The sequence below is a fragment of the Candidatus Alcyoniella australis genome, assembly GCA_030765605.1.
Classification (GTDB): Bacteria; Lernaellota; Lernaellaia; order JAVCCG01; family Alcyoniellaceae; genus Alcyoniella; species Alcyoniella australis.
Genome location: JAVCCG010000074.1, coordinates 1 through 25411, shown reverse-complemented (window position 1 = coordinate 25411; position 25411 = coordinate 1). Strand labels below are relative to the sequence as shown.

The window sequence follows — 25411 nt, the reverse complement described above, 5'->3', positions numbered from 1 at the left end:
TGCTGGTGATCGACTATCAGCAGAAGCTTTTTCCGCACGTGCTCGACTGGGATCAAATCGAACGCCGAGCCCTGTTCGCAATCGAGTGCCTGCGTCGCCTGGAGCTGCCGATGGTGGTCAGCGAGCAGTACCCGCGCGGACTGGGACCGACGCTGCCCTCGATCCAGCAGGCGCTGGGCGAGGCCTATCGCCCGCTGTCCAAGACCACGTTCTCCTGCCTGGCCGACGCGGACCTGGCTCGCGCCGTGGCCGACACCGGCGCCAAAACGCTGTTGGTGATCGGCATCGAGACCCACATCTGCGTGGCTCAGACCGTGCTCGAGGCGCTGGAGCACTACCGGGTACACGTGCTGGCCGACGCGGTGGGCGCTCGCGCCCAGATCGACCATCGTCTGGGGCTCGAGCGCATGGCGCGCTCCGGCGCGATAATCACGACCGCCGAGGGCGCGGTCTACGAGCTGCTGCGCGAGGCCAAGACGCCTGAGCACAAACGGCTGTTCGAGCTGCTCAAGTGAGAAACGTCCGGGCTGCGGGTGGCGAAATGGCGTTGAAGCCCGATTCCTCGGCGTGATACGCTCCGAGCATTAAACAGGCGGGGCGAAAATTTGAAAATCTATCTATCCATCGCAGTCGCGGCAGCGACCATGCTCGCCGCAATATTTCTTCTTGGCCTCGAGGGACAGGCTGACGACGGGCGGGCTGTTGATGAGGCGATCGCGCAAAATCAAATGAGCGAGACAATGAATCAGGCCCAGACGCAAGGCGACGTGGCGCAGCTGCTGGCCGGGATGACCCTCGAGCAGAAGGTCGGGCAGCTGTTCTTCATCGGCTTTGACGAGCCGCGCTCGCGCGACACAATCGAGGAGCTGATCCGCGAGAGCGGGTTCGGCAACGTGATTTTGTTCAAGCGCAACCTACGCGATCCGCTGCAGGCCGCGCAGCAGAACAACCGCTTGCAGGCCGTGGCGCGCCAGAGCAGCGGCGTGCCGTTGTTGATCGGCATCGACCAGGAGGGCGGCCGGATTAAGCGCATGGATCAGGGCGTGACCGTGATGCCCAGCGCGCTGTACCTGGGGCTGCACTGCGGTCCCGAGCAGGTGCGCGAGGCCGGACGCATCGTCGGCTCGGAACTGAGCGCGATGGGGTTTTGCGTCAACTTCGCGCCGGTCTGCGACGTGGACTCCAACCCGGCCAACCCGGTGATCCACGCGCTGATGCGCAGCTTTTCCGACGACCCGAACCAGGTCGCGCTGCTCGCCGGGGCCTATCTCGAGGGCCTGCAATCCGGCGGCTGTTTGGGCGCGGCCAAGCACTTCCCGGGGCACGGCGACACGGGGAGCGACAGCCACAAGGGGCTGCCGGTGCTCGACATCGGCCTCGACACATTGCGCTCGCGCGAGCTGATCCCCTACCGCGCACTGATCGCGGGCGGCGGACTGTCGATAGTGATGACCGCCCACGTGCAGTATCGCACGCTGGTCGGCGACGAGTTCCAGCCCGCCACGCTCTCGCCGCGGATGATCAGCGGACTGTTGCGCGACGAGCTGGGGTACGACGGTGTGATCGTGACCGACGACATGGAGATGGGCGCGATCGTCCAGACCCTCGATCCGGGCGAGGCCGCGGTACGCGCTATCGAGGCCGGCTGCGACATGCTGATCTACTGCTGCACGCCGCAGCGTCAGCTCGCTGCTCGGCGCGGAATCCTCGATGCCGTGCGCTCGGGCCGCATCGACCAGGCGCGCATCGACCGCTCGGTGCTGCGCGTGCTCGAGCTCAAGCAACGGCTGGGACTGTTCCAGACCGGTGGGATGGTCGACACGCAGATGATCGACCAGCGCGTGGGCACGCCAGCCAACCGGGCGTTTCGCGAGTCGCTGGACAACCTGCCGCGTAAGCCCAACCGGCCGAGTTCCGGTTGGAGCCCGCTGTAACCGGAGGAGATCAATGGAAGGCAGAATGGCCGCGCTGGACTGGGGCATTGTCGCGCTGTACATGCTCGCCGTCCTGGGCGTCGGCGTCTTTCTGTCCAAACGTGTAGGCAAGAACATCAGCGAATATTTCATTGGCGGCCGCAAGCTGCCGTGGTGGATCGCGGGCACGAGCATGGTCGCCACGACCTTTGCCGCGGACACGCCGCTGTGGGTCACTGGCGAGATCGCGCGACACGGCATCGCGGGCAACTGGTTCTGGTGGAACACGATCCTCTCGGGTTTCTGGGGCGTGGTGCTCACCGACCTGGGGCAGTTCGCCCTGGCGATGATCGGCTCGGTGGCATTGGCGATTATCGCCGTGGGCCGCACCGGCGGCGTGGACGGGTTGATCGCCGGACTGACCGAGCGCTTCGGCGACGCGGGTCCGATCCTGGCCTTTGTCCCGGACGTCAAGACCGCGGGCTGGATGCCGCTGTCGCTGTTCCTGGTTTTCCTGTGCGTCAACTAGTGGGCCAGCTGGTATCCCGGAGCCGAGCCCGGCGGCGGAGGTTACGTGGCCCAGCGGATGCTCGCCACGCGCTCGGAGCGCGACAGCATGCTGGCCACGCTGTTGACCAGACCCACGCCGCGCGATGTGCTGGTCGGCTTCTTCACCAAGGTCAAGCCCCGCGGCCCGGGCTGGAAGCCGGTTACGCAGGCCCTGGGACAACCCGCGGGACGCTGGTCCGACCTCTCAGGCATGGCGCTGAACTTTGTGCTCGGCTGCGCCATGCTCTACTCGGCGATCATCGGTATCGGGCGGCTGATCCTCGGGCCGCGCTATATCGGCGTGTTGCTGATGATCGGCTTTGCGGTCAGCGGCGCATTGCTGCTGGGGCGCATCAACCGCGAGCTGAAAGACACCGAATGATTGGTCGGCGGATCGCCGCGCTCGCGGCGGTGTTGCTGCTGCTGTTGCTCGCCCCGGCGCAGTCGTGGGCCTGCTGGCTGCCGGTGGTCGCACCGTGCGAGATGTTCCACGGCAACGTGCTGCGCGCAGGCGCGGTGGCTATCGTCCGACTAACGCCCGAGTCGCTGCTTAGCCTGGGGATTCACGCCACGCGCGCCGGAGATTGGCAACGCGGCGCCGCGTTGCTCGCGCCGTTGAGCAAACGCTTCGCCCTGGCCGACGACGTGGTCGCGCTGCCCCTGGCGCGCTGTTTAATCAACTTGGGCGATCCCGCACGGGCGCTGTCAGTGCTCGAGGGGGCGTTGCGAACTGCGCGCGGCCCGTGGGCCGACGAGGCGCGCGTGCTTGCCGCGCGGGCCCTGATCGACCTGGGGCAGTTGCAACGTGCCGAGGCATCGTTGGACCTGGTGGCCGCGGGCGAGGGCCGCATCCTGACCGAGGCCGATCTGGTCCGCGCATTGCTCTATGCGCGGCAGGGTGAGGCCACACACACGCGCGCGCTGCTCGAGCGCTTCAGTCGCGAGGATCCGACATTCCGCGAGGCTTTTCATGAGCCCGAGTTCAGCGCGTTGTACCAGCGCGCCTTGGGCGGGCGGCCGATCGTGCTGGACGCCGAGGGGTTGACCCAACGCGCTGCGACGCTGTTGCAGGAGCAGCAGTACCAATCGGCGCTGCAAACCTGCCTCGAGCTCGAGCGCCGCTTTCCCGCAGTGGCCGGGCGCACCGGCTTTCTCTGGACCTGGGCCAAGGTCTACTTCCGTCTCACCGACCGCGAGGGCCGGGAAACCAAATACTCCGAGCTCTATGCGCGCTACCGCAACGCAAAAAAAGCGGCGGGCCAGTATCGCGCGGGAATCGCGGCCTGGCGCAGGGGCCGGGTCGAGGACGACGATCTGGCGCTGGCGCACTATCGCCGGGCGTTCGAGCTTCAGCCGCGGGCGCGCGACGCGCGCAATGCATTGATGCGCGGCGGCAGGCTGGCCCTGGCCCGCGGCCGCTTTGCCGACGCCGAGCGCTTCTTCCTCGACGTGGCCCGCAGCTATCCACGATCCAGCAATGCGGACGAGGCGCGGATGCTCGCCGGGGTCTGTATGCTCGCCGATGGTCGGCCCGGCGACGCGGCCCAGCTGCTCGAGGAGTTGGCGTCCGAGCGCGGCGCGCAGACTCCCGGCGCACTGTACTGGGCTTGGCGCGCACGCCAGGCTCAAGGGCACGAGCGCAACGCTGCGGCGCATTTACGCAATTTGCAACGGCGCTACCCGCGCTCGTACTACGCCGCAATGACCCAGCTGGATCCGGCTGCGGAAAGCTGGAACTACGACGCCGAGATGTCCGGGCTGCTGATCGAGGCGCGCGGTGACCGCGACCAACGCGCAACGGCCGCGGCGAGCGTCTTGCTTCAAGAGATCGGGCGTATCGATGATCGCGAGCTGCGCATCGGCTGCGCGGCCCGGGCGGTCAGGCCGCTGACGCGTGTGCTGCTGTTGATCGAGGGAAACGTCGGGTCCCTGGCCAGGCCCGACCTCAAGCTGCTGCTCGACGCGGCGCCGGACACCATGCACGGGCGCTGGGCAGCGCTGGCGCTGTACGAGCTTAGCGGCGAGACGCGTTGGAGCCTGCGCCTAGTCTATCGGTTGATGGCCGAGGACGATGGTGCGCGGTCCCTGGATGATCTGCCGGGGCTTGATCCGCGGCGTCTGGTCTACCCGCCGACCTGGATCGAGCTGGTCGACGCGCAGTGCCGCATCGAAGATCTCGATCCGGCCTTAATGCTGTCGCTGATCCGCCAGGAGAGCGCGTTCGACGCCGATGCGATCTCCGTGGCCAACGCCCGCGGCCTGTGCCAATTTATTCCGCCGATGGTCGATTCGGCCGCGGCCAGCCTCGGGCTGGAGGGCCTGCGGCCGGACCAGGTCTACGACCCGGAGCTCAACGTGTGCCTCGGCGTGCGCCATCTGCACGACCTGCTGGTCCAACACGACGGCAACATAGTGCTGGCCCTGGCCGGGTACAACGCCACCGAGCCGGTGGCCCTGACCTGGAGCGAGCGCGGACTGGCCGCCATGCCGCCCGATCTGGCGGCCGAGGCGATCATGTTCGCCGAGACCCGCGGCTACGTGAAGACCATCCTGAGCAACGTCGCGGTCTACCGTCGATTGTACCGCACGGGCAGCTTTGAGCTGCAGCAAGGCACGCGAGCGAACTAGCTACATGGATCAACGAGTTTCTCCGCGGCGCGGGCAATGTTGTTGATCGAGATTCAGCGTTACCGCACGGGCAGCTTCAAGCTTTCGAGCGACGCGGCGCGCTGACTGCGCCGGCCGGCCGTGGTAATCTGCTCAACACGACACGGAGGTACGCGATGAAGGTGGTTGCCTACCAGGATGTGCAGGGAATACTGCTCGACGATCCGGGAATGAGCGGAGTGTCGCTACGCGTGGTCGCCGGGCCTCAGGACGGCTGCAACAACTTCGTAATGCGCGTGTTCCAGATCGCGCCCGGCGGCTACACCACGCGTCACGCTCACCCGCACGAGCACGAGGTGTTTTTCTTCGAGGGCTCGGGCGAGGTACTCAACGAGGATCGCTGGATGCCGGTGGAATGCGGCTCGGTGGCTGCGATCAACGGCGGAGTCGAGCACCAGATCAAGGCTGGCGAGCAGGGGCTGAAATTCATCTGCGTGGTCCCGGTGCTGCGCGAGTCCAAAGTTTCGGACCGCAGCCCCAACCCCTCCGGCGGCTGAGGCGAAGAACGGTCGACCAATGAGGGCGAGGCTGGAGCAACTGGCCCACGCTGCCGCATCCTTCCCCCTACGACCCGGGGTCTACCTATTCCGCGACGAGGCGGGGCGGGTGATCTACGTGGGCAAGGCCAAGGCGCTACGCAATCGCGTGCGATCCTACTTTTCCTCCACCGAGCCCGGATCCAAGACCGAGCACATGCTCGCGCGCGCCGCAGCGCTCGAGTTCATCGTGTTGCCCAACGAGACCGAGGCGCTGCGCGTCGAGAACGAGCTAATTAAAAAGTATCGACCGCGCTACAACGTGCGGCTGCGCGACGATAAGACTTACGCCTATTTGCGCTTCAACCTGCGCGAGCAGTGGCCGCGGCCGACGATCACCCGCCGCGTGCGCTCGGACGGCGCGCTGTACTACGGGCCGTTCACCCACCAGGTCGAGCTCAAGCGGATCCATCGCGCATTGGAGCGTTCGTTCCCGCTGCGCAAGTGCACCGACCGCCAACTGGCCGCGCGCGATCGGCCCTGCATTAACGGCGAGATGGGGCGCTGCCTGGGGCCGTGTAGCGGCGCGGACCCAGAGCAATACGCGCGGGTGGTCAGCGACGTGCGCCGCGCCTTGGGCGGCAGCGGCGATGAGCTGGCCGCAGAGCTGCAACTGCGCATGGAGGCCGCGGCCGAGAATCTGGACTTCGAACGCGCGGCCCAGCTGCGCGACCAGGTCGAAGCGGTACGCAACGTGTTCGGCTCGGCCGAGATGGTGATGAGGTGCTTCGACGACCTGGACGCCGTGGGGCTCTATCGCCGAGGAGGCGCGGTGGCCGTGGCGCTGCTGTTCGTGCGCGCGGGACGCGTGCTGGGACGGCACGTGGTCGACTTCAGCGGGTTGGAGGTTGACGACGAGGAACTGCTCTCGTCGTTCATCTCGCGCTACTACCTGGGCGGCACGCTGATCCCGCCGCGAATCCTCGTGCCGCTCGAGCTGCCCGACGCCGCGGCCCTGGGCGAGCTGCTGAGCGAGGCGCGCGGCGCGCGGGTCGAGCTGAGTTGGGCGCGACGCGGCAGGCCGCGCGAGCTGGTGCGCACTGCCCGCGAAAATGCCGAGGCCTCGTTCGAGGCATTGCGCGACGCGGCGGCCGACGACGAGCTGTTACTAGAATCGTTGCAGAAACGACTGCGCCTGAAGTCGTTACCGCGACGCATCGAGTGTTACGACGTGTCGAACACCGGCGGCATGCAGGCCGTTGCCAGCCAGGTGACGTTCGTTGACGCCCGTCCGGACAAGGCGCTCTACCGTCGTTACAAGATCAAGGACGTTCCCGCGGACCAGGGGGGCGACGTGGCGATGTTGCGCGAGACCCTGCTGCGCCGCGGACGCCGCGCGTTGGAGCGCAAAGACTGGCCCGACTTGCTGGTGATCGACGGCGGCCGGGGGCAGGTGGCCGCAGCCCAGGCCGCGCTGGACGACCTTGAAATCAAACGCGGGCCGGAGCTGATCGGCCTGGCCAAGCCCAATGAGCGCGAGCTGGCCCGCGGCGAGGCGCGCGACAAGGTCTATTTGCCCGGCCGCGTTAATCCGCTGCTGCTGCCCAAGGGCTCGGACGCGCTGTTCCTGCTGATGCGGCTGCGCGACGAGGCGCACCGCTTTGCCCTGGCAGCCCATCGCAAGCAGCGCGGCAAGGCCTCGCTGGCCTCGGCCCTCGATGGCGTACCGGGCCTGGGTCCCAAACGCAAACGCGCGTTGCTGCGGCACTTTGGCTCGGTGGAGCGCATCCGGCAGGCTGACGTTGAACAGCTCTCCGCAGTGCCCGGAGTGCCCGAGTCGATCGTCCGCGCCCTGCGCGAGCGCCTCGAGCAAGGCGGTTGATCAAGCGGCCGATGACGCTGCTGGCCCTGGCGTTGGTCGGCGCGATTTTGCTCGGAGAAGATTGGCCCGGACTGCGGATATGGGCGCTGTGCGGCGCGGTGTTGGCCGCGGCCGCCACGCTGTGGGCGGCGCTGCGCGGGAGGCGGGGCCTGCTGGGGCCGCTGCTGTTGGCCGCTCTGGCGCTATGGGGTATGGGGCGCGGCGCGCATCTGGCGGCCGAGCATCCATTGGCCGAACCGTTCGATGTTCAGGGTCGGCCGCTTAAAGCAACGGTCCAGGGTCTGGTGCTGCGCGACGCGCGGGGCCTGAGCGACCCGGCGCGGCTGCTGATTTTGGTCGAGGGCGTGAAGGTCCGCGGCCGCGAGCTTGAGGGGCAGGGCGCGCGGGCGATGCTCACGGTCTATCAGGGTCAGGTGCAATCGCGGGTCGGCGACCGCGTGCGCTTTTACGGACGGGTCAAGCTGCCCACCAGCTTTCGCAATCCCGGCTGCTTCGACATCGCGGCCTACGAACGGCGGCGCGGGATCGAGCTGCTGGGCTCCCTGGCCGACGCGCGTGATCTCGAGCTACTCCAGCCGGCCGCGGCCTGGCCGCTGCGGCGCGCGCTGGAGGATCTGCGCGGACGCATTCGCAGCAACATCGTGCTCGCGGCGCCCGGGGACGCGGCTGCCGTGCTCTGTGCACTGGTTCTGGGCGAGACCGGGATGATCGACGAGGCACTGCGCGAGACGTTCATCCACTCCGGGGCCGCGCACCTGCTGGCGATTTCGGGTACTCACGTGGCGGCCCTGCTGGCCTTTGTTAGCGTGCTGGTGATGCTGATCTTTAAAGCCCGGCCCAATTGGCTGCTGCGGGTCGACGCGCGCAAGGTCGCTGCGCTGTGTTGCACGCTGACCGTGGCGGGCTACGTGCTGCTGGCCGATCTGCGGATCACGGCCCTGCGCGCGGCGATCATGTTCGGCGTGGCCGCATTGGCTTTGATCAGCGACCGGCTGCGCGATCTGACCTCGGCCGTGTCGTTGGCCGTGGTGGTGATTTTACTGATCTGGCCCGGGTCGCTGTTCGAGCCCGGATTCCAGCTCTCGTTCTGCGCGGTGACCACCCTGGCGCTCTACCTGGGCTGGCTGCGGCGCAGGCGCAGTCGACTAAGCGAGCTTAAGCGGCTCGAGCTGACGCACAAGCCACACGGATTGCTGCGCGGCGTTGCGCACCTGGCCGGAGTTTCGCTGGCATTGGTCTTGGGGACCGCGCCGGTCAGCGCCGCACACTTCGGCCAGGTGGCGCCGGGCGCGATCGTGGCCAACATGGCGGCCATGCCGCTGGTCGGCCTGCTCGTGGTCCCCCTGGGTCTTTGCGGAGCGATGCTCAGTCTGGTCTGGCCAGCGGCCGGTTCGCTGCTGATCGCATTGGCCGGAGCGCTGATCCAGGGACTGATCCCGTTTCTCGAGGCCGTGGCCGAACTGCCCGGCGCGTACCTGACGCTGGCTCCGCCGCGGCCATTGCAGGTGGCGCTGCTCCTCGCCGCGCTGCTGGCCGTGGCGCTCGAGCGGCCGCGCCGACTGTGGCTGCACTGCGCGCTGATTTTGGCGGCCCTGGCCGGGCTGTTCGAGGTCGGGCTGTGGGCGCGCAACCGGCTGGACAACAGCTTCCGCGTGGAGGCCCTGGACGTGGGGCAGGGGCTGTGCCTGTTGCTGCGCTTCCCCCACGGCCGCGCCGGGCTGATCGACGGCGGAGGGATGCGCATCGGCGAGATGGATATCGGCGAGGTCGCGGTGCTGCCCTACCTGCGGCACGAGCGGATTCGCAAGCTCGAGTTCGTGCTGGCCACCCATCCGCATCCCGATCATTTCCGCGGTCTGCAAAGCGTGCTGCGCTCGCTGAAGGTGGATGAGTTCTGGCGCAGCCGCTTCGACCATACCGAGCCCCAGGCCGACTTGCGCTACCGGGAGTTGCTGGAGCTGGTCCAGCGGCTCGGGATTAGGCAGCGCGAGTTGGACATGGAATCGCCGCCCATCGAGATTGGCGGCGTGCGGCTGGCCGTGCTGCTGCCGCCGCCGGCGCGCGAGGACCTGCGCGGTTGGACCCTCAACGATAAGAGCGTGGTGCTCAAGGCCGCGTTGGGCGAGGTCTCGTTCCTGCTGGGCGCGGACATGGAACAGCACGCCGAACGACGGCTGCTGCAAAGTGATTTCTCGCTGCAATCGACAGTGTTTTTAGCCCCGCATCACGGCTCGGACACCAGCAGTTCCGAGGCGTTACTGGCTGCGGTGCACCCCAAGCACGCGCTGATCAGCGCCGGCCGCTTCAACTCCTACGGCCTGCCCAGCCCGCGGGTGATAAAGCGCCTGCAGCGGCTGGGCATCCGCGTCTGGCGCACGGACCTCGACGGCCTGGTCAGCATTAAAACCGATGGCAATCGGCTCGACGCAGCCGCTGCTGCGGGCCGGGAAGCTCAGCGCTGAATCAGCGTTCGTGATAATTACCTGTACCAAAATGAGTTAATTCGTTGAATGTGATTTAATAACAGTCGGTTGTAAATAGCGTTATGTCAGTTTGGTAAGATTGCTTACATCTTGGTGCTTTGCCAATACCCCGCTAATAGTAGCGACAACAACTTGATATAACATCAAAAAAATCTCCCTATTCAACATTGGGCACGCCCCTTGCTTTTGTGAGCGACACTGTTTGACGGATTATGCCAACATTATTCATGCGGGCCATAAATAGCCGATTCGAGGTTGATCAATGGCCAATGGTTATTTCTTCGATATTGTTGAACGGATCCCTTGACAGATGACCGGCAGCGCTTTATATAGAACGACCGTTCAGAAACTGAATCGTTATTCAGGTGGAAGAATGAGCAAGGCGGCCACATCCAGAAAAGAGCGCGAGGAACAGGTCCAGCGCGCCGAGTTTTTGGTGGTTGCCGAGCGGCTGTTCGCGACCAATGGCTATCACGAGACCAAGATCTCGGACATCGCGCGCGAGGCCGAATACGGCGTGGGCACGCTGTACAAGCTGTTCGAGAACAAGCAAAACCTCTACCAGTGCCTGGTGGAGATCAAGGTGGACGAGCTGCACGAGCGGATCCGCTACGACGTGGAGCAATGCTCGGGCGTGCTGCAGAAGATCCGCACCTTGATCGACTCGTCGCTGGAGGTGTTCGATTCGCACCGCCAGTTCCTGTTGATTTACCTCAAGGAGGTGCTCGAGGCCAACGAGCCGATTAAACCGGTCGCCTCGGAGAAGATGCAGGGCAAGATAGAGGAGCACAAGGAATTCATCACGCAGATCTTCAGAGACGGCGTCGAACAGGGGCTGCTGCGCAGCCACAACGCTGAGGACTACACCCTGGCCCTGGCCGGGATCGTGATGAAGATCATTGGCAGCCGCGTGATCAGCGGCCAGCCGATCGACCTGCAGCGGGACGGCGATTTCATCTACGAGTTTTTCAATCACGGCGCCCTGGTCGACCGCGCTTGCCCGGCGGAGGGATGATGCGGCGCAGCGTTGGAACACACAATCGCGGGATTGAGGTTATGGCGAAATACAAAATCAGCAGGGCGTTGATCGGCGCGCTGATCGTTCTGGTGTCGACCGCGGCTCTGGCCGTTCCGGCCTGGGCGCAGACGACCGTGCGGCAGTTGAGCCTGCAGCAGGCCATCGAGCTGGCGCTGGCCAACAACGAGCAGATCGGCATTGCCGACGCGTCGGTGGATCAGGCCAAGGGCGCGATCTGGGAGGCCAAGAGCGGGGCGCTGCCCCATCTCACCGGCTACGCCGAGTACAAGCGCAACCTGACCAAGCCGACCACCGAGGTCGACTACTTCTCGGCGCTGACGCCGTTGATGTTGGCCAACGGGCTGCCGCCGATCGGCCCGGCGGAGCAGGAGCTGGCCTACGACAACGAGTGGCTGTTCAACCTGCACCTGGAGCAGGCGCTGTACACCTGCGGCCGCTTGGGCAACGCGATCCGCCTGGCCAGAGCCTACGAGGATCTGGCGCACAAGGGCCGCGTGCGCGTGGGCAAGGACGTGGTGAACCAGACCGAGCAGGCCTACCTGCTGGTGCTGCTGGCGCAGCAGAGCGTGGAGATCAACCGCCAGGCTCTGGAGCAGACGATCAGCCGCCGCGACGACATCAAGGCCAAGCGCGACCGTGGACTGGTCAGCGACTACGAGCTGATGGCGGCCCAGACCGAGGTGGCCAAACTCCGGCCCGAGGTGCTCAATGCCGAGCGCAACTACAACACCGCGATGTTGGCGCTCAAGCTGCAGATGGGTCTGGCGCTGAACGAGCGGATCGCGCTCACCGACGAGCTGGCGCAACTCCCGTTGGAGCTGAGCCTGCAGGAGTCGGTGGACGAGGCGCTGGCCTTTCGCGACGAGATCGGCATGTTGCGCAGCCAGATCGACGCCAAGCGCTACGAATCGCGGATCTACCGCGCCGGTTTTCTCCCGGTGCTCTCGGCCTTCGGCGACGTGAGTTACGCCTCGCAGCTCAACGACGACTTTTGGCCCAAGGAAGAGGCCGACGAGTTCAAGGACTTCGTCAGCGTCGGCGTCGGCCTGGCCTGGCCGATATTCGACGGCATGGAGAGCTGGGCGCAGATGCGTCAGGCCAAGGCCCAGGTGCGCTCGTCCGAGCTGAGCCTGAGCCAGGCTTCGCGCGGCATCGAGCTGGAGGTGACCAGCCTCTACCAGGAACTGCAGAACATCGACCAAGAGATTCAGGCCCGCAAGCAGACCGTGGCCCTGGCCCAGAAGACCTACGAGCTGGCCGAGATCCGCTTCAACTCCGGGCTCTCCACGCAGCTCGAGGTCAGCGACGCGCTGCTGAACCTGACCGCGACCAGGGTCTCGCTGGCCGAGGCGATATTCCGCCACGCACTGACCAGAACCAACCTGCTCAGGGCGATGGGCAGATGATCTTCAATAAACGTTACGCCCGCACATCGGGGGTTTGAGATGGCAAATGGGACCAAGAAAACGACCAAGATAACCGTCGGCCTGATCGTGGCCGTGCTGCTCGTCGGCGTGTTCGTCTACCGCTTTATCACGCTCGAGCCCGAGGCGCCGCCGCCATCGATCGAGGACATGCACAAGACCGAGGGCATCCCGGTCGACGTGGCGCAGGTCCAGCGCGCGGACGTGGTGAGCTACCGCGAGATCACCGGCACGATCGAGGGGCTGGGACAGGTCGATATCTCGGCCAACATGCCGATGCGCATCAAGAAGATCCACGTCGACCAGGGCGACAACGTCAAGGCCGGACAGCTCGTGGTGACGCTCGATCCGCTGTCCTCGACCTCGATGTACGCCAACCTGCAGGGTGCGCGCGTGCAGTACGACGAGGCCAAGCGCAGCGTCGAGCGGCTGCGCCCGCTGTACGAGGCCGGCGCGATCAGCCAAAGCGATTGGGAGCGCGCCAACGACGGCCTGTCCGCGAGCAAGGCGCTGTTGACCGACCTGGAGCACTCGATCAAGCTGCGCAGCCCGATCGCCGGGACCGTGACCAACATCCTGCTCAAGACCGGCGACATGTCCGATCCGGGCCTTCCGGTGATGAGCGTTTCGACCACCGGCAAACTAAAGCTGGTAGCCGAGATCAGCCAGCGCGAGATCACCGGGATCGAGGTCGGCCGACCGGCCGTGGTGATCATGCCCGAGCAGATCGGCCGCGAGGCGATGCAGGTCACCGGCCACGTGAGCAAGGTCGGGCTCTCTGCCGACCGCGAGACCCGGCTGTTCCGCGTGGAGATCGAGCTGGACAACGGCGGCGGCATGCTGCACAGCGGCACGCTGCAACGCGCCAAGCTGACCCTGCAAAGCCGCAAGGACGTGCCCTCGATCCCGAGCAAAGCGCTGTTCGAGACCGACGAGGGCTACGGACTGTTCCTAGTGAGCGAGGGCCGGGCCAAGTTCGTTCCGGTGCAGACCGGGCTGGTCACGTTCGATCGGGCCGAGGTCGTCTCGGGGATCGAGCTGGGCGATAAGGTGGTGGTCAACGGCGCCAACCTGCTGAGCAAAGACCAGGCGCTGAAGGTCCAGATCCATAATCCCGGGGACGTTGGTCTATCCGCCGACGCCGCTACGACCGAGGGCTGATACGGAGGCTTAGTCTAAGATGTTTTTAGTGCGCATTGCCGTCCGCCGACCGGTACTGACCTCGGTCTTCATCCTGTTGTTCCTGGTGCTGGGCTATCAGTCGTACAGCCGACTGGCCCTGGAGCTGACGCCCGAGATCGACTTGCCGTTCGTGATCATTCAGACCATTTACCCCGGTGCGGGACCCAAAGAGGTCGAGACCCAGGTCACCAAGCGCATCGAGGATGAGGCCGCGACCATCGCCGACCTCAAACAGATGACCTCGTCCTCGCGGGAGAGCCTGTCGATGGTCTTCCTCGAGTTCGAGATGGATGTCGACGTCGACATCAAGGCGATCGAGGTCAAGGACAAGATCGACGCGATCCTCTACCAGCTGCCCGACGACGTAGAAAAACCGAGCATCCAGAAGTTCGACTTCACCGCGATGCCCGTGATCGAGCTGGCGGTGAGCTCCAGCCGGTCGCTGTCCGAGACTTACTTCATCACCGACAACGTTATCAAGGATCGGCTGGCCACCGCCCCGGGCGTGGGCAACATCGAGCTGATCGGCGGCCACCAGCGCGAGATCCGCGTGGCCGTGCACAAGGATCTGCTGCGCGCCTACGGCCTGTCGCTGAGCACGGTGCAGATGTTACTCGGCGCGGAGAACCTCAACGTGCCCGCCGGACGGATCATCCAGGGCGCCGACGAGTACTCGATCCGGATGGTCGGCGAGTTTGAGAGCCTCGAGCAGATCAGGCAAATGACGATCCCGCTGAACTCCGGCGGGGTGGTCCGTTTGCGCGACGTGGCCGACGTGATCGACTCCTACGAGGAGCCGCGCTCCTCTGCGCGCTACGCCGCGCGGCAGCTGCTCGAGGACGGTTCGTTGGGCGTGCTGCCCGAGGCGCGCGACACGGTCAGCGTTTCGATCATCAAGAAATCCGGCGCCAACACCGTGGCCACGGCCGAGGGGGTCTACGCGGTACTCGAGGAGCTCGAGACGATCCTGCCGCCCGATTTCACGGTCGACATCGCGGTCGACTACTCGACCTACATCCAGGACTCGGTGCGCGACGTCACGCAGAACATCATCATCGGCATCCTGCTGACCTCGCTGCTGCTGTTCATCTTCCTGCACGACATTCGTTCGACGATTATCGTCGCGGTGACCATGCCCGCGGCGCTGGTGGCGACCTTTATCTTGATCGACTTCGCCGGGTTTACGCTCAACATCATTTCCATGATGGGCCTGGGGATCGCCATCAGCACGCTGGTGACCAACTCGATCATCGTGCTCGAGAGCATTGCGCGCCATATTGAGATGAAAAAGCCGCCCGACGAGGCGGCGATCCAGGGCACTACCGAGGTCGCCGTGGCGGTGCTCGCCTCGACGCTGACCAACGTGGTGGTCTTTACGCCGATCGCCTTCATGTCGGGCATTGTCGGTCAGTTCATGATGCAGTTCGGCCTGACGGTGGTGTTCGCCACGCTGTTCTCGCTGCTGATGAGCTTCACGCTCACGCCGATGATGGCCAGCCGCATGCTGCGCGCCAGCAAAGAGCAGCACGAGCACATCCACTGGTTCGGTGCGACCTTCGACCGCGTGCTCGACGAGCTGCGCAACGATTACCGCCGGATGCTCGGCTGGGCGCTGCGCCACCGCTGGGCGATCATCGCCGGTTCGCTGGCGGTCTTTGTCTTCGGCGTTTTCATGTTCAGCTTTGTGGGCAAGGAGTTCTTCCCCGAGGGCGACGAGGGGATGGCCACGGTCCAGCTCAAACTGCCCGCCGGCACCAGCCTTGAGCAGACTGAAAACGTGCTCGACGAGATCGATCGCACGGTGCGCGAGAATGTGCCCGAGCTGGATAAGACGCTGATCACCGTCGGCGGCCGCGGCTCCGGAGTTGAGCGTGGGCAGATCAGCCTCGACCTGGGCAAGGCCGAACAGCGCCAGCGCGGGGTTAAGCAGATCGTCAACGAGCTGCGGCCCAAACTGGCATCGATCCCGGCCGCGGAGATTACCGTACGCATCGGTGAGGGCAACGAGGCCGGATCCGAGGCCGACGTAACGCTCGAAGTGCTGGGTAACGAGTTCAACGAGGTCAAGCGCGTTTCCGAAGAGGTGCTCGAAGCAACCAGGGGGATTGACGGCCTGGTCGACGCGCGCACCGATCTTGAGCTGGGAAAGCCCGAGTTCGCCTTCATGCCCGACCGCGATCAGCTCAGCCGTTACGGCTTGACCAGCGGCCAACTGGGCATGACCCTGCGCAGTTCATACGAGGGCGTCGTGGCCAGCCGCTACCGTGAGCGCGGCGAAGAGTTCGACATCCGCGTGCAACTCGCCAAGGCTGATCGCGACAACGTTGATTCGCTGAGCGACCTATTTATCTCTACGCCGATGGGCTATGTGCCGATCGGTCAGCTGGGCCAGATCTCGCTGACGCGCGCCGAGTCCGAGATCCGACGCAAGGACCGCCAGCGAGTTATCTCGGTGCTGGCCAACATCTCCCAGGGCAAGCTCGGCGACATGGAGAACGCGATCCGCGAGCGCACGGCCGGCATTGACATGGGAGATGCGCGGCTGAACTTCGGTGGCATCTCCGAGATCATGGCCGAGAGCTTCCAGTCGATGATCAGCGCGTTGCTGTTGGCGATCATCCTGACCTTCATGGTGTTGGCCGGAATTCAGGAGTCGGTGGTCCATCCGTTTACCGTAATGGTCACCCTGCCGCTGGGCGCGGTTGGCGCGGCGGTGGCGCTGTTCCTCGGCGGCGTCTCGCTGAACATGATGAGTATGATGGCGATCGTTATGTTGGTCGGCATTGTGGTCAACAACGCGATTCTGATTTTCGACTACACCAAGCAGTTGCGCGATAAGGGGATGAAAGCCCAAGAGGCCTTGGTCGAGGCCGCCGCCACCAGGCTGCGGGCGATCATCATGATGAACCTGGCGATCGCGATTTCCATCGCGCCCCAGGCGATGGCCGGTTCCGGCTCCGAGTTCCGCGCGGCGATCGCCGTGGTCACCATGGGCGGCGTGCTGGTCTCGGCGGTGTTCACCCTGTTCCTGCTGCCGGTGCTCTACACGATCTTCGATCGCCTGACGATCCAGGGTCGCCGCGAGCACCGCGAGGCCAAGCTCGCTGCCGAGGCCGTCAAGTAGCAACGAGTTCACATTTGTAGTTTGCAGGGCCCCCGTCGATTCGGCGGGGGCTTTGTTTTGCTATATTGTCCAACGCAATGAAGGCGCTGGAGTTTAACGGCAAACAGCTCGAGCTGGTGCAGCGGCCCAGGCCGCGCCGCGCGCGCAACGCGGCGCTGGTGAGAGTTCTGCTGGCCGGGATCTGCAACACCGACCTGGAGATCGTCCGCGGCTACATGGGATTTCGCGGCGTGCTCGGTCACGAGTTCGTCGGGATCGTCCAGGCGGCGCCCGACCCGGACCTGGTGGGCAAGCGCGTGGTGGGCGAGATCAACGCCGGCTGCGGCCGCTGCGAGCTGTGCCGCAGCGGGCTGGCGCGGCACTGCGCAACGCGCACGACCCTGGGCATCATGGGCCGACACGGCGCGTTCGCCGAGTACTTGAGCTTGCCCGCGGGCAATCTGCACCTTGTCCCCGATTCGATTTCCGATCGCGCGGCTACGTTCGTCGAGCCGCTGGCAGCGGCCTGCGAGATTCTCGAGCAATTACGAATCGATCCCGGCTGCCGCACGCTGATCGTAGGAGACGGCAAGCTCGGGCTGCTGGTCGCCCAGGTGCTGTGCGGGGCCGGGGCCAAGGTGACGCTGCTGGGCAAGCACCCGAGCAACATGCGTCGAATCGCGGGCCGCAGCATCCGCCGCGTCGAGCTTAGCCGCTTTAAGCCGCGTCCGATCTACGATCTGACAATCGAGGCCTCGGGCTCTCCGGCAGGCTGGGATCTGGCCCGGCGCTGCACCAGGCCGCGCGGCACCCTGGTGCTCAAGTCGACCTACGCCGGTTCGTTCGAGTTCAATCCCGCGCCGCTGGTGATCGACGAGCTGACCGTGGTCGGCAGCCGCTGCGGCCCGTTCGGCCCGGCGCTGGAGCTGTTGGCCTCGGGCGCGGCGCAGGTCGAGGGACTGATCGACGCGGAATACGATCTGGAAGATTGGCGCACGGCCTTTGAGCGCGCCGTAAAGCGCGGAACGCTCAAAGTGCTGCTGCGCATCGGCGCGTGTTGAGATCGAACGCCGGACGAACCATAATCCGATAAATGCACCCCGACTACTTTCCCAGCGTGTTCGTGCGTACCAGGGCCAGCGCCGAGCTGGAGTGCGACGACACGCAGCTCCACGCGAGCTGGTTGGATTTGCGGCGCGACGCAATCCGTCTGGCGGTAGACGAGCCGTGGCCGGAGGGGACCGGGGTCTCGTTCTCGTTCACCGTGCTCGACGATCCGTTGCCCGTGGAGGGGCAGGGCCGGGTGGTGCTCGATTCAGAGCCCTGGGACCCCGAGTGCGGCGACCCCTCGTCCACCATGTGCTGGGGCGCGCCGCGCCAGGCTTCTCCCCGCTACATGACAGTGAAATTCGAGAGCGTGCAAAAGGTGCGGCCGGGCAAGATCGGGCTTGTCACACGCAGCGTCTCCACAGCCTCGAAGCTGGTGACCGACGCCGCGCGCTATGCCCTGGGCGAGCTGGGGGGCAACGGCGTAGTACGCGAGTTGGAGCATCGCCTGCCGGGCTATCGTGAGCCGGTGCTGCTGCTCTACGGTCTGTTTGGCACGCGCGGCGCCCTGGGCCTGCTCGAGGAGCGGCTCAAGCGCGACGCCTTTTCGGTGTTCTCGTTCCGCCTGGGGCTGGTCAATATTCGCGAGGTGTCGCTGACCTCCCGCGAGGTCGCGCAGAAGGTCGAGGAAGTCTGCAAACGCGAGGGGATCCAGAGCATCGACGTGATCGGTCACAGCATGGGCGGGCTGATCGGACTGCACTACATCAAATTCGACGGCGGGGATCGAAGGGTGCGGCGCTTCGTCGCGGTCGGCGCGCCGTTCGGCGGCAGCGGCTGGGCTTACACCGGGATGCTGGCCAGTCCGTTGATCCCCTCGCTAACGCAGCTGATGCCCGGCAGCCAGTTTCTGCGGCGGCTGCGCGAGGCACCGCTTCCCAGCGCCACGCGCGTGACCTGCATTGCAGCCAAAGACGATCTGCTGGTGCCCGTGGACTCGGCCGTGCTGCCCGGAGCGCGCAACGTGCTGGTGCCGCGCGGCCACGCCGGGCTGGTCACCTCCCAGGCGATCTATCCCATCGTGCGCGACGCGCTGAGCTGATCCGCGCCCCATCAATTTTCCGGGCTAGTGCACCATCCCGAATAAGAAGTACATCAGGCACATCGCCCCGAGCACGATCATCCCAGCGTTGAGATCGCGCCAACGGCCGGTGCAAATTTTGATGATCGGGTAGATCGCCAAGCCCGCGGTGAGACCGTTGGCGATGTTGTAGGTAAAGACCATCATCACGATCGTGACGAACGCCGGCACCAGCTCGGTCATATCTTCGAAATTGATGCGGGTGATCGACTTGATCATCAATATTCCGACCACCACCAGCGCCGGGCCGTAGGCGAACTGCATGCCGGCCAGCGGCGTGATCAGCGGTATGAAAAACAGGCTGAGCAGGAACAGCACGCCGGTGACGATCGCGGCCAGTCCCGAGCGCGCGCCGTCCTTGATGCCCGTGGCCGACTCGATGTAGGCGCCCGAGGTCGAGGTGCCCAGCAGCGCCGAGATCACCGATGTGCTGCTGTCGACCAGCAGCGGCCGCTCGACTTGGGGGAAGTCGCCATTCTCGTCGAGCATCTCGCCGGCCGCGCCCACGCCCATCAGCGTGCCGATCGAGTCCAGGAAGTCCATCAGGAACAACGTGAGCAGCACCGGCAGCATGGTCATCGAGAACAGGCTGATCGTGCGCGTCGTGCCGTCGGCGTTGGTGATCGTCTCGGAGAGCCGCAGTTGGCCGGCGATGGCGAACAGACCGTTCTCGCCTGTGAACTGGGGCAGGGCCACGATTCCCTCCGGCGCTTTGCCCAACCCCAGGGCGATGCCCGCCGCGCCGGTGGCCACCACGCCGAGCAAGATCGCGCCGCGCACCTTGAGCACCATCAGGATCGTGATCAGCAGGATGCTGGCGATCGAGAGCAGAACCGCCGGCGAGGCCAGGTGTCCGATCTCCACCGGCACCGAGACTCCGGCCGCGGGGATCGGCGTAATGCAGTCGCAGGGGGTGCCAAGGAACTCTGGGAAGAGCGCGATCGGCGGCTTGCCCACCACCCAGGACTTGACCAGTCCGGTTTCGTTCAGGCCGATGAAGCTCAGGAACAGGCCGATGCCCACGGCGAACGAATACTTCATGCTCGGGCTGATCGAGTTGGCCAGCCAGCCGCGGATTTTGAGCAGGGTGATCACCAGAAAGATCAGGCCGCTGACGAACACCGCGCCTAAGCGCAGCTGCCAGCCGATGCCCATGCTGATCAGGCCGTAGGCGATGAACGCGTTCTCGCCCATGTACGGCGCCACGCCGATCGGGCGGTTGGCCACCAGCCCCATCAGGATCGTGCCGATGCCCGCCACCAGGATCGTGGCGATGGTCGAGGGCTCGATCGGGATTCCGGCCGCGGAGAGGATCGCCGGATTGACGACGATGATGTACGCCATGGTGACGAACGTCGTCAGCCCGCCGACCAGCTCGTTGCGATAGTTGGTGCCCAGTTGCTTGAAGCGGAAGAATTTTTTCATCGCAGCCCCCTTGGTCCATGCGGATCTCTTCGTTGCTGTTCTACGGGCTAATCCTGCTCGTCATCCTCGGGTTGCGGCTGGGGCTCGACCAACTCATCGGGCTGATTGGGCTGCTCGGGCGGCGCCTGATAGGGCGGGCTCTCGGTCCATACGGCCGTATCGCCTTTGCGGCCGACCGCGGGGAAGCGATAGGTGAATCCCAACGCCACGCCGATGCCGCTGCCATCGTCGATCACGCCCAGCTTGTCGATCGGCGCGTAGTCGTAGTACAGCGAGAGGGTGAAGCCGATGCCCTGGGTGTGGCTGCGCGAGGTCCAGTAGAACGGGAAGAAGTCGCTGCCCAGTGTGGCTCGGCCGCCCAGGGAACTGCCCTCGTTTTGCACTTCGCTGAACTCGTCGTAGAAGCTCAGGGTCCAGACTCCCGGCACCAGATCGACTGCGGCCCACGGCGTCCAGAAGCGTCGCACCGCGTAACCGTAGCGCACGCCGATCAAGATCTGGGTCAGGCCGATCTCGGCCGAGGCAAAGGGACGTTCGTCCAGGTTCTGCTCGTCGTGGGTATAGCGGCGGTAGCCGTAAAGTCCGGCGAAGTCGAAGCCCACGGCCAGCCCCTTATACAGATCGATGTCCAGGCCCATTGAGCAGCCGACCATCGGTGTATCGGCGAGCAGCTCGGAGAGCTCGCCGCCGGTGGGGCCGAAGATGTTGACCTGCGGGCCGTTGAGCTGGATCGACCACTGGTAGGCGGCGGCCGGTCCGGCAGAAATCAGCAGTGCGACCATCGCGGCGAGCAGCAGAGTTTTACGGTGCATGCTCAGTCCTCCAGGTAGTCGCGGTGGATCAGCGAGTCGATGATCTTCACCTTGCGGTCCGAGACCCTGACGATCGACAGCGATCCCAGCGGATGGTCGTGGGCAACGTAGACGTAGCGGCCGCGCGGGTCGCAGGCCACGCCGAACGGCCTGACCGAGACCTCGGTGGCGTAACTGCGCAGTTCGTCCAAATCCAGCAGGCTTAGCGAGTCATCGCCGAAGTTGGCCACCGCCGCGTTTTGACCGCCGGGCAGCGCCACGGCCGCCAGCGCGTCGCGGCGCACCACGAAGCGCTGCACCTCGCTCATTGCGCCCGCCTCGTCGATCGCCACCAAGCTCGCGGTGCGCGCCGGGTAGCCCTCGACGACCTCGGTGTTGACCGTAATCAGCAGCGAGCCATCGTCGCTCAACGCCAGGGCCTTGGGCCCGGGACCGACCCGCACCTCGCCGACGTACGCGCCGTCGCGCACGTCGATTGCCACGATCCGCGAGGCCAGTCGGCCCTCGTCGTCGATGTGGTCGGCGTTGGCCACGAAGGCCAGGTTTTCGCTAGGCGTGCCAGGCAGGCCGATCAGCACGTCCTGGGGCCTTGAGAACTGGTAGGGCTCGTCGGCCAGCCGCGTAACCTCGCGCGTCTCGAGGTCGACGATGCTCACCGCGTTGTCCCAGTAGGCCGCGACCACCGCGGACGCGCCGTCGGGCGTGATCGCCGCCTCCACCGGACCGCCGGGGATGAACACCCGCCTCCGTGTCATGGTCTCCAGCTCGATCAGCAGCAGCGAGTCGCCGGCGTACTCGGCGACTACCGCGCGCCGTCCCTGTGGGTCGATCTCCACCGCCCAGGGTAGGGGGTTGGTGTCGATGGTCCGCGCGTCGCCCGTGGACAGGTCGATGCGGGTGAACTTGTTCTCGTGGGTGCAGACCACGGCGAGCATTCGCGCGTCGGGCGAGAGCGCCATGTCGCTGGGGCGCTGGCAGACATCGAACAGCTTGACCTGGTCCTTCTCAACGTCCCAGCGCATGACAGCGTCGTGGTAGGGATTGAGCACGTACAGCAGGTCGTGGGGGCCGTAGACGATGGTGTCGGCCTGGCCGATGTCGCGCGGGCTGTAGCTGTAATCCGGCACGTCGTAGCCGCAGCCCGCCGCCAGCAGAGCCACCGTTGCCAGCAACACGGCCGACGTCAGAAAGGGAAGACGGCGCATCATGCACCCCGCTACTGATGGTTTTTCAGACGCGACGATTTTAATCCCAACGCGCGTCGCGCGCCAGGGCCGCGGCCTCAGCCGGTGATGCCGGTGATTTTAAAGCCGCGGATCAGCATCGCCGGGGCGTAGATCGCCCCTAATTCGCCCCACCAGCTTGTGACCGTGCGGCGCTCGTTGCCCAGGGCCGCGACGTTGCTAAACGCCTCGATGAAGTTCTGGGTGAAGCGCAGTTGCTTGAGCGGTCGTATGATTTTGCCGTTCTCGACCCAGAACGTGCCGTCGCGCGTCAGGCCGGTGAGCACGGCCTTGCGGGTGTCGAGGAAGCCGTTGATGTAGTGGAAGCGCGTGATCAGGATTCCGCGTTCGAGCCCCTCGAGCATCTGTTGCGGGTTCTCGGGCCCGGGTTCGACCACCAGGTTCAGCGGCAGCGCGCCCTCGGAGCTTTCCTCGGGCGGCAGGGCGTGGCCCGTGGAGACGGTCCCCGCGCGCGCGCCCGAGAGCGTGCAATGCACCGGCCCCTTGGCCAGGCCGCCCTGGATCAGCGGAACGCGGCGGCGCGGCACGCCCTCGAAGTCAAAGGGCATGGGCAGCGCGCCGGGGTGGCGGCCATCGTCGACGATCGTGATTTGATCCCCGGCGATCTTGTTGTCGCGCCGACCGGCGAGGAAGCCGGTCTGCTGCTCGAAGCTGCGGCTGCCGAAGCCGATGAAGTTCAGCCACTCGATCGCCCCGGCCACAGCCTCGGGCTCGAGCAGCACGTCGTAGGTCCCGGGATCGAGCGCGCCGGGCCCGCGGCTGGTTTCGGCCTTGCGCATTGCGGTCTGCGCCGCACGCATGTAGTCGACCTGCTCCACGGCCCGCGCCGCCTCCGAGGCGTAGCCCGAGCCGTCTTCGTGCTGGTTGACCACGGTTAGTGCGGCCCCGGTCAACGGCTGGTAGCGCTCCATGCCCGCGGAGCTGAACACCGCCACCTCGGTCGCGCCGGTCTTGAACGCGCCGGCCGTGGACTGGCCCGCATCCTGGGCCACGGCGATGATTCGCTTGACGATCTGGGCGCGGCCCGCCGGGTCAAGCTCGGCTGTCTGTTGGTCAAAGGTCTCCAGCGGCTCCAGGGGCGTGGGCGCGGGCAGTCCGGGCCAATCCGGAGTGGCGGGCATCAGCTCGGCGATTTGCAACGAGCGCTCCAGGCACTGATCCAGGCTTTGGGCGTCGAGCCGGTTGGTGCTCGCCAGGCCGATCCGTCCGCCGAGGATCGTGCGCAAGCTGACCTGGGCGTTGTCGGTGGCGACGTTTTGGTGAATCGTGTTGTTGGCGAAGCGCGTCAGGCCGCTGTCGTGGGCGATCACCACCGCCTCGATTCCGTCGGCGCGTTGCGAGTTCACCAGCGGCCGCAACAGTTCGGCCAATTTATCTTTGCCGATCATTTGCCTGCCCCCACCGTCACGTTGCGAAAGCGTGCCGGGCTCGTGCCGTGCCCCACGCGGGCCACCTGTCCGGGCTGTCCCTTGCCGCAGTTGGGCACGCCCCACATCTTCCAGGATTGCTCCGAGCACACCGCGTCGCAGGAGTTCCAGAACTCGGGCGTGATTCCGGTGTAGACCGGATTTTTAACAACCCGCGTCAGCCGTCCGTTCTCGATCAATCGCCCGTACTCCGTGCCGAACTGGAAGTTCAGCCGCAGGTCGTCGATCGACCAGCTCTTGTTGGTCTCGACGTACACTCCGCTCTGGGTATCGGCGATCAAATCCTCGAGGCTCCCCGCGTCGCCGGGCTGCAGGTTGACGTTGGTCATGCGGATCAGCGGGATGTTGTTCCAGCCGTCGGCGCGCATCGCTCCGCCGCTGGTGCGGCCGATCACCGGCGCGGTCTCGCGGCTGCTCAGGTAGCCGACGAACAGCCCGCGCTCGACCAGCGGCACGGCCTGAGCCGGCACTCCCTCGTCGTCGTAGCCGAAGCTGCCCAGGCCGCCGGGGACCGTGGCGTCGGCCACGATCGTCACCGCGTCCGAGCCGTAACGCAGTGTTCCGAGCTTGTCCAAGGTGATGAAACTGCCCCCGGCGTAGGCGATCTCAGTGCCCAGCACGCGGTCGAGTTCGGCCGGATGGCCGCAGGACTCGTGGACTTGCAGCGCCAGCTGACTGTTGCCGATGATCAGAGTGGTCGGACCCACCGGGCAGTCAGGCGCCTCGAGCAGCTCGAGCAGCTCCTCGCGCACCCTGGGCGCGGCCTGCACCAGCCCCATCTGTTCGACGAATTCCCAGCCGGCGCAGCCGTAGTCGCCGCCGTGCATCTGCGGGTAGTGGCGCGACTGCACCACGTCGCCGTTGCGTCCTACCGCGCCGATGCCGCCGCCGCAGTGCACGATCGTCTGCTCGATGTGCGAGCCCTCGCTGGAGACGAACAGCTTGCGGTCAACAAAGCTGCGCAAGGAGCCGGTGGTCGAGACGATCCGCTCGTCGTCGCCGCGCAACAGCTCGGTAGCCTGCAACAGCAGCTCGAGCTTGTCGGCCAGCGAGACCGCGGCCGGGTCGATCAGCAGCGGCGAGGTCCAGCTTTGGCGCAGCGGCTCGACCGGGGCCAGACGCACCGGCTCACGCACGGTGCCTGCGCTGGCTTTGGCAACCGCCACCGCGCGGTCGGCGCAGGCTTCCAGCGATCGCTGGTCAAGACCGCTGGTGGCCGCGAAGCCCCAGGCCCCGTGGTAGAGAACGCGTAGGCCCACTCCGCCGTCCGTGCGATCGGAGATGCCGTCTACCGCGCCGTTGCGCACATCCAGCGTCTGCCGGTCAGAGTCGACTCGGCGTAAATCAGCGTACTCGGCCCCGGCCGCGATGCAGCGGGCGATCAGGCCTGTGAAGTCCGTGTCGTTGTCCATCCGCTTGCCCTTGCTTGTGTTTAGCGTTCGCCATGCATAGCGATTTTGGTACCATTTTTATCCGCCGTTCACAACCGGCGGAGCGGTGCGGTAAAGCGTTGCGGGGGGGGGGGGGGCCTCCCGCGCGGGGAGAACAGCCGCGGGGGGGGCGAGCCCCGCCCCCGCCCCCCCCGCCCACACTTCCC

19 protein-coding genes are annotated in these 25411 nt (G+C 65.8%); 14 read left to right on the top strand and 5 right to left on the bottom strand.

From position 1 onward, the window contains the following. From P9M14_08385 to P9M14_08320, 14 genes are all read left to right on the top strand, one after another. On the top strand, positions 1–515 hold a 515-nt coding region (locus P9M14_08385), incomplete at its 5' end, for an isochorismatase family protein (protein MDP8255752.1). A 213-nt stretch (positions 516–728) separates the two neighbouring features. Further along, entirely contained in the window at positions 729–1934 is a 1206-nt protein-coding gene (locus P9M14_08380) for a glycoside hydrolase family 3 protein (protein ID MDP8255751.1), read from the top strand. 13 nt (positions 1935–1947) lie between these two features. Further along, positions 1948–2442: a hypothetical protein gene (locus tag P9M14_08375; protein ID MDP8255750.1), complete on the top strand. Its 495-nt coding sequence runs from the start codon at positions 1948–1950 to the stop codon at positions 2440–2442. A 45-nt stretch (positions 2443–2487) separates the two neighbouring features. After that, a complete protein-coding gene (locus tag P9M14_08370; protein MDP8255749.1) occupies positions 2488–2844 on the top strand; it encodes a hypothetical protein in 357 nt (118 codons plus the stop codon). Beyond that, positions 2841–5090 carry a transglycosylase SLT domain-containing protein gene (locus P9M14_08365; protein ID MDP8255748.1) on the top strand — a complete coding sequence of 750 codons (2250 nt, stop codon included), beginning with the start codon at positions 2841–2843 and terminating at the stop codon, positions 5088–5090. Before P9M14_08370 ends, P9M14_08365 begins: the two co-directional genes overlap by 4 nt. Positions 5091–5245: 155 nt before the next feature. After that, positions 5246–5626 carry a cupin domain-containing protein gene (locus tag P9M14_08360; protein MDP8255747.1) on the top strand — a complete coding sequence of 127 codons (381 nt, stop codon included), beginning with the start codon at positions 5246–5248 and terminating at the stop codon, positions 5624–5626. Between the two features lie 19 nt (positions 5627–5645). Next, positions 5646–7487, top strand: coding sequence for an excinuclease ABC subunit UvrC (gene uvrC, locus P9M14_08355; GenBank protein MDP8255746.1), 1842 nt, complete (start codon positions 5646–5648; stop codon positions 7485–7487). Next, positions 7484–9949, top strand: a complete 2466-nt coding sequence (locus tag P9M14_08350; GenBank protein MDP8255745.1) for a DNA internalization-related competence protein ComEC/Rec2 — start codon at positions 7484–7486, stop codon at positions 9947–9949. Before uvrC ends, P9M14_08350 begins: the two co-directional genes overlap by 4 nt. 394 nt (positions 9950–10343) lie before the next feature. Then, complete coding sequence (locus P9M14_08345) at positions 10344–10985, top strand: TetR/AcrR family transcriptional regulator (protein ID MDP8255744.1); 642 nt, start codon at positions 10344–10346, stop codon at positions 10983–10985. A 41-nt stretch (positions 10986–11026) separates the two neighbouring features. Then, positions 11027–12415 carry a TolC family protein gene (locus tag P9M14_08340; protein ID MDP8255743.1) on the top strand — a complete coding sequence of 463 codons (1389 nt, stop codon included), beginning with the start codon at positions 11027–11029 and terminating at the stop codon, positions 12413–12415. A gap of 39 nt (positions 12416–12454) precedes the next feature. After that, a complete protein-coding gene (locus P9M14_08335) occupies positions 12455–13594 on the top strand; it encodes an efflux RND transporter periplasmic adaptor subunit (protein MDP8255742.1) in 1140 nt (379 codons plus the stop codon). A gap of 28 nt (positions 13595–13622) precedes the next feature. Continuing rightward, positions 13623–16739, top strand: a complete 3117-nt coding sequence (locus P9M14_08330) for an efflux RND transporter permease subunit (protein MDP8255741.1) — start codon at positions 13623–13625, stop codon at positions 16737–16739. A 65-nt stretch (positions 16740–16804) separates the two neighbouring features. Further along, positions 16805–17779 carry an alcohol dehydrogenase catalytic domain-containing protein gene (locus P9M14_08325; protein ID MDP8255740.1) on the top strand — a complete coding sequence of 325 codons (975 nt, stop codon included), beginning with the start codon at positions 16805–16807 and terminating at the stop codon, positions 17777–17779. A gap of 32 nt (positions 17780–17811) precedes the next feature. Next, on the top strand, positions 17812–18867 hold the full coding sequence (locus P9M14_08320; GenBank protein ID MDP8255739.1) for an alpha/beta fold hydrolase: 1056 nt from the start codon (positions 17812–17814) through the stop codon (positions 18865–18867). Between the two features lie 24 nt (positions 18868–18891). Here the strand turns inward: P9M14_08320 and P9M14_08315 are convergent, their stop codons facing one another. From P9M14_08315 to P9M14_08295, 5 genes are all read right to left on the bottom strand, one after another. Further along, on the bottom strand, positions 18892–20331 hold the full coding sequence (locus P9M14_08315) for an NCS2 family permease (protein ID MDP8255738.1): 1440 nt from the start codon (positions 20329–20331) through the stop codon (positions 18892–18894). A 47-nt stretch (positions 20332–20378) separates the two neighbouring features. Beyond that, a complete protein-coding gene (locus P9M14_08310) occupies positions 20379–21143 on the bottom strand; it encodes a hypothetical protein (protein MDP8255737.1) in 765 nt (254 codons plus the stop codon). Positions 21144–21145: 2 nt separating this feature from the next. Next, the gene (locus P9M14_08305) at positions 21146–22348 is read right to left on the bottom strand and encodes a hypothetical protein (protein ID MDP8255736.1); all 1203 of its coding nucleotides are present in this window, start codon (positions 22346–22348) and stop codon (positions 21146–21148) included. Between the two features lie 77 nt (positions 22349–22425). Next, positions 22426–23775 (bottom strand): TldD/PmbA family protein, encoded by a 1350-nt coding sequence (locus P9M14_08300; GenBank protein ID MDP8255735.1) that lies wholly within the window; start codon positions 23773–23775, stop codon positions 22426–22428. Next, positions 23772–25226: a TldD/PmbA family protein gene (locus P9M14_08295; GenBank protein ID MDP8255734.1), complete on the bottom strand. Its 1455-nt coding sequence runs from the start codon at positions 25224–25226 to the stop codon at positions 23772–23774. The genes P9M14_08300 and P9M14_08295 overlap by 4 nt, the downstream gene beginning before the upstream one ends. Positions 25227–25411: the final 185 nt, after the last annotated feature.

Coding starts and splice junctions, on each gene's coding strand:
- P9M14_08375 (MDP8255750.1), top strand. CDS start 1,948: ATGGAAGGCAGAATGGCCGCGCTGGACTGGGGCATTGTCGCGCTGTAC.
- P9M14_08380 (MDP8255751.1), top strand. CDS start 729: ATGAGCGAGACAATGAATCAGGCCCAGACGCAAGGCGACGTGGCGCAG.
- P9M14_08365 (MDP8255748.1), top strand. CDS start 2,841: ATGATTGGTCGGCGGATCGCCGCGCTCGCGGCGGTGTTGCTGCTGCTG.
- P9M14_08300 (MDP8255735.1), bottom strand. CDS start 23,775: ATGATCGGCAAAGATAAATTGGCCGAACTGTTGCGGCCGCTGGTGAAC.
- P9M14_08305 (MDP8255736.1), bottom strand. CDS start 22,348: ATGCGCCGTCTTCCCTTTCTGACGTCGGCCGTGTTGCTGGCAACGGTG.
- P9M14_08310 (MDP8255737.1), bottom strand. CDS start 21,143: ATGCACCGTAAAACTCTGCTGCTCGCCGCGATGGTCGCACTGCTGATT.
- P9M14_08340 (MDP8255743.1), top strand. CDS start 11,027: ATGGCGAAATACAAAATCAGCAGGGCGTTGATCGGCGCGCTGATCGTT.
- P9M14_08345 (MDP8255744.1), top strand. CDS start 10,344: ATGAGCAAGGCGGCCACATCCAGAAAAGAGCGCGAGGAACAGGTCCAG.
- P9M14_08360 (MDP8255747.1), top strand. CDS start 5,246: ATGAAGGTGGTTGCCTACCAGGATGTGCAGGGAATACTGCTCGACGAT.
- P9M14_08335 (MDP8255742.1), top strand. CDS start 12,455: ATGGCAAATGGGACCAAGAAAACGACCAAGATAACCGTCGGCCTGATC.
- P9M14_08295 (MDP8255734.1), bottom strand. CDS start 25,226: ATGGACAACGACACGGACTTCACAGGCCTGATCGCCCGCTGCATCGCG.
- uvrC (MDP8255746.1), top strand. CDS start 5,646: ATGAGGGCGAGGCTGGAGCAACTGGCCCACGCTGCCGCATCCTTCCCC.
- P9M14_08315 (MDP8255738.1), bottom strand. CDS start 20,331: ATGAAAAAATTCTTCCGCTTCAAGCAACTGGGCACCAACTATCGCAAC.
- P9M14_08320 (MDP8255739.1), top strand. CDS start 17,812: ATGCACCCCGACTACTTTCCCAGCGTGTTCGTGCGTACCAGGGCCAGC.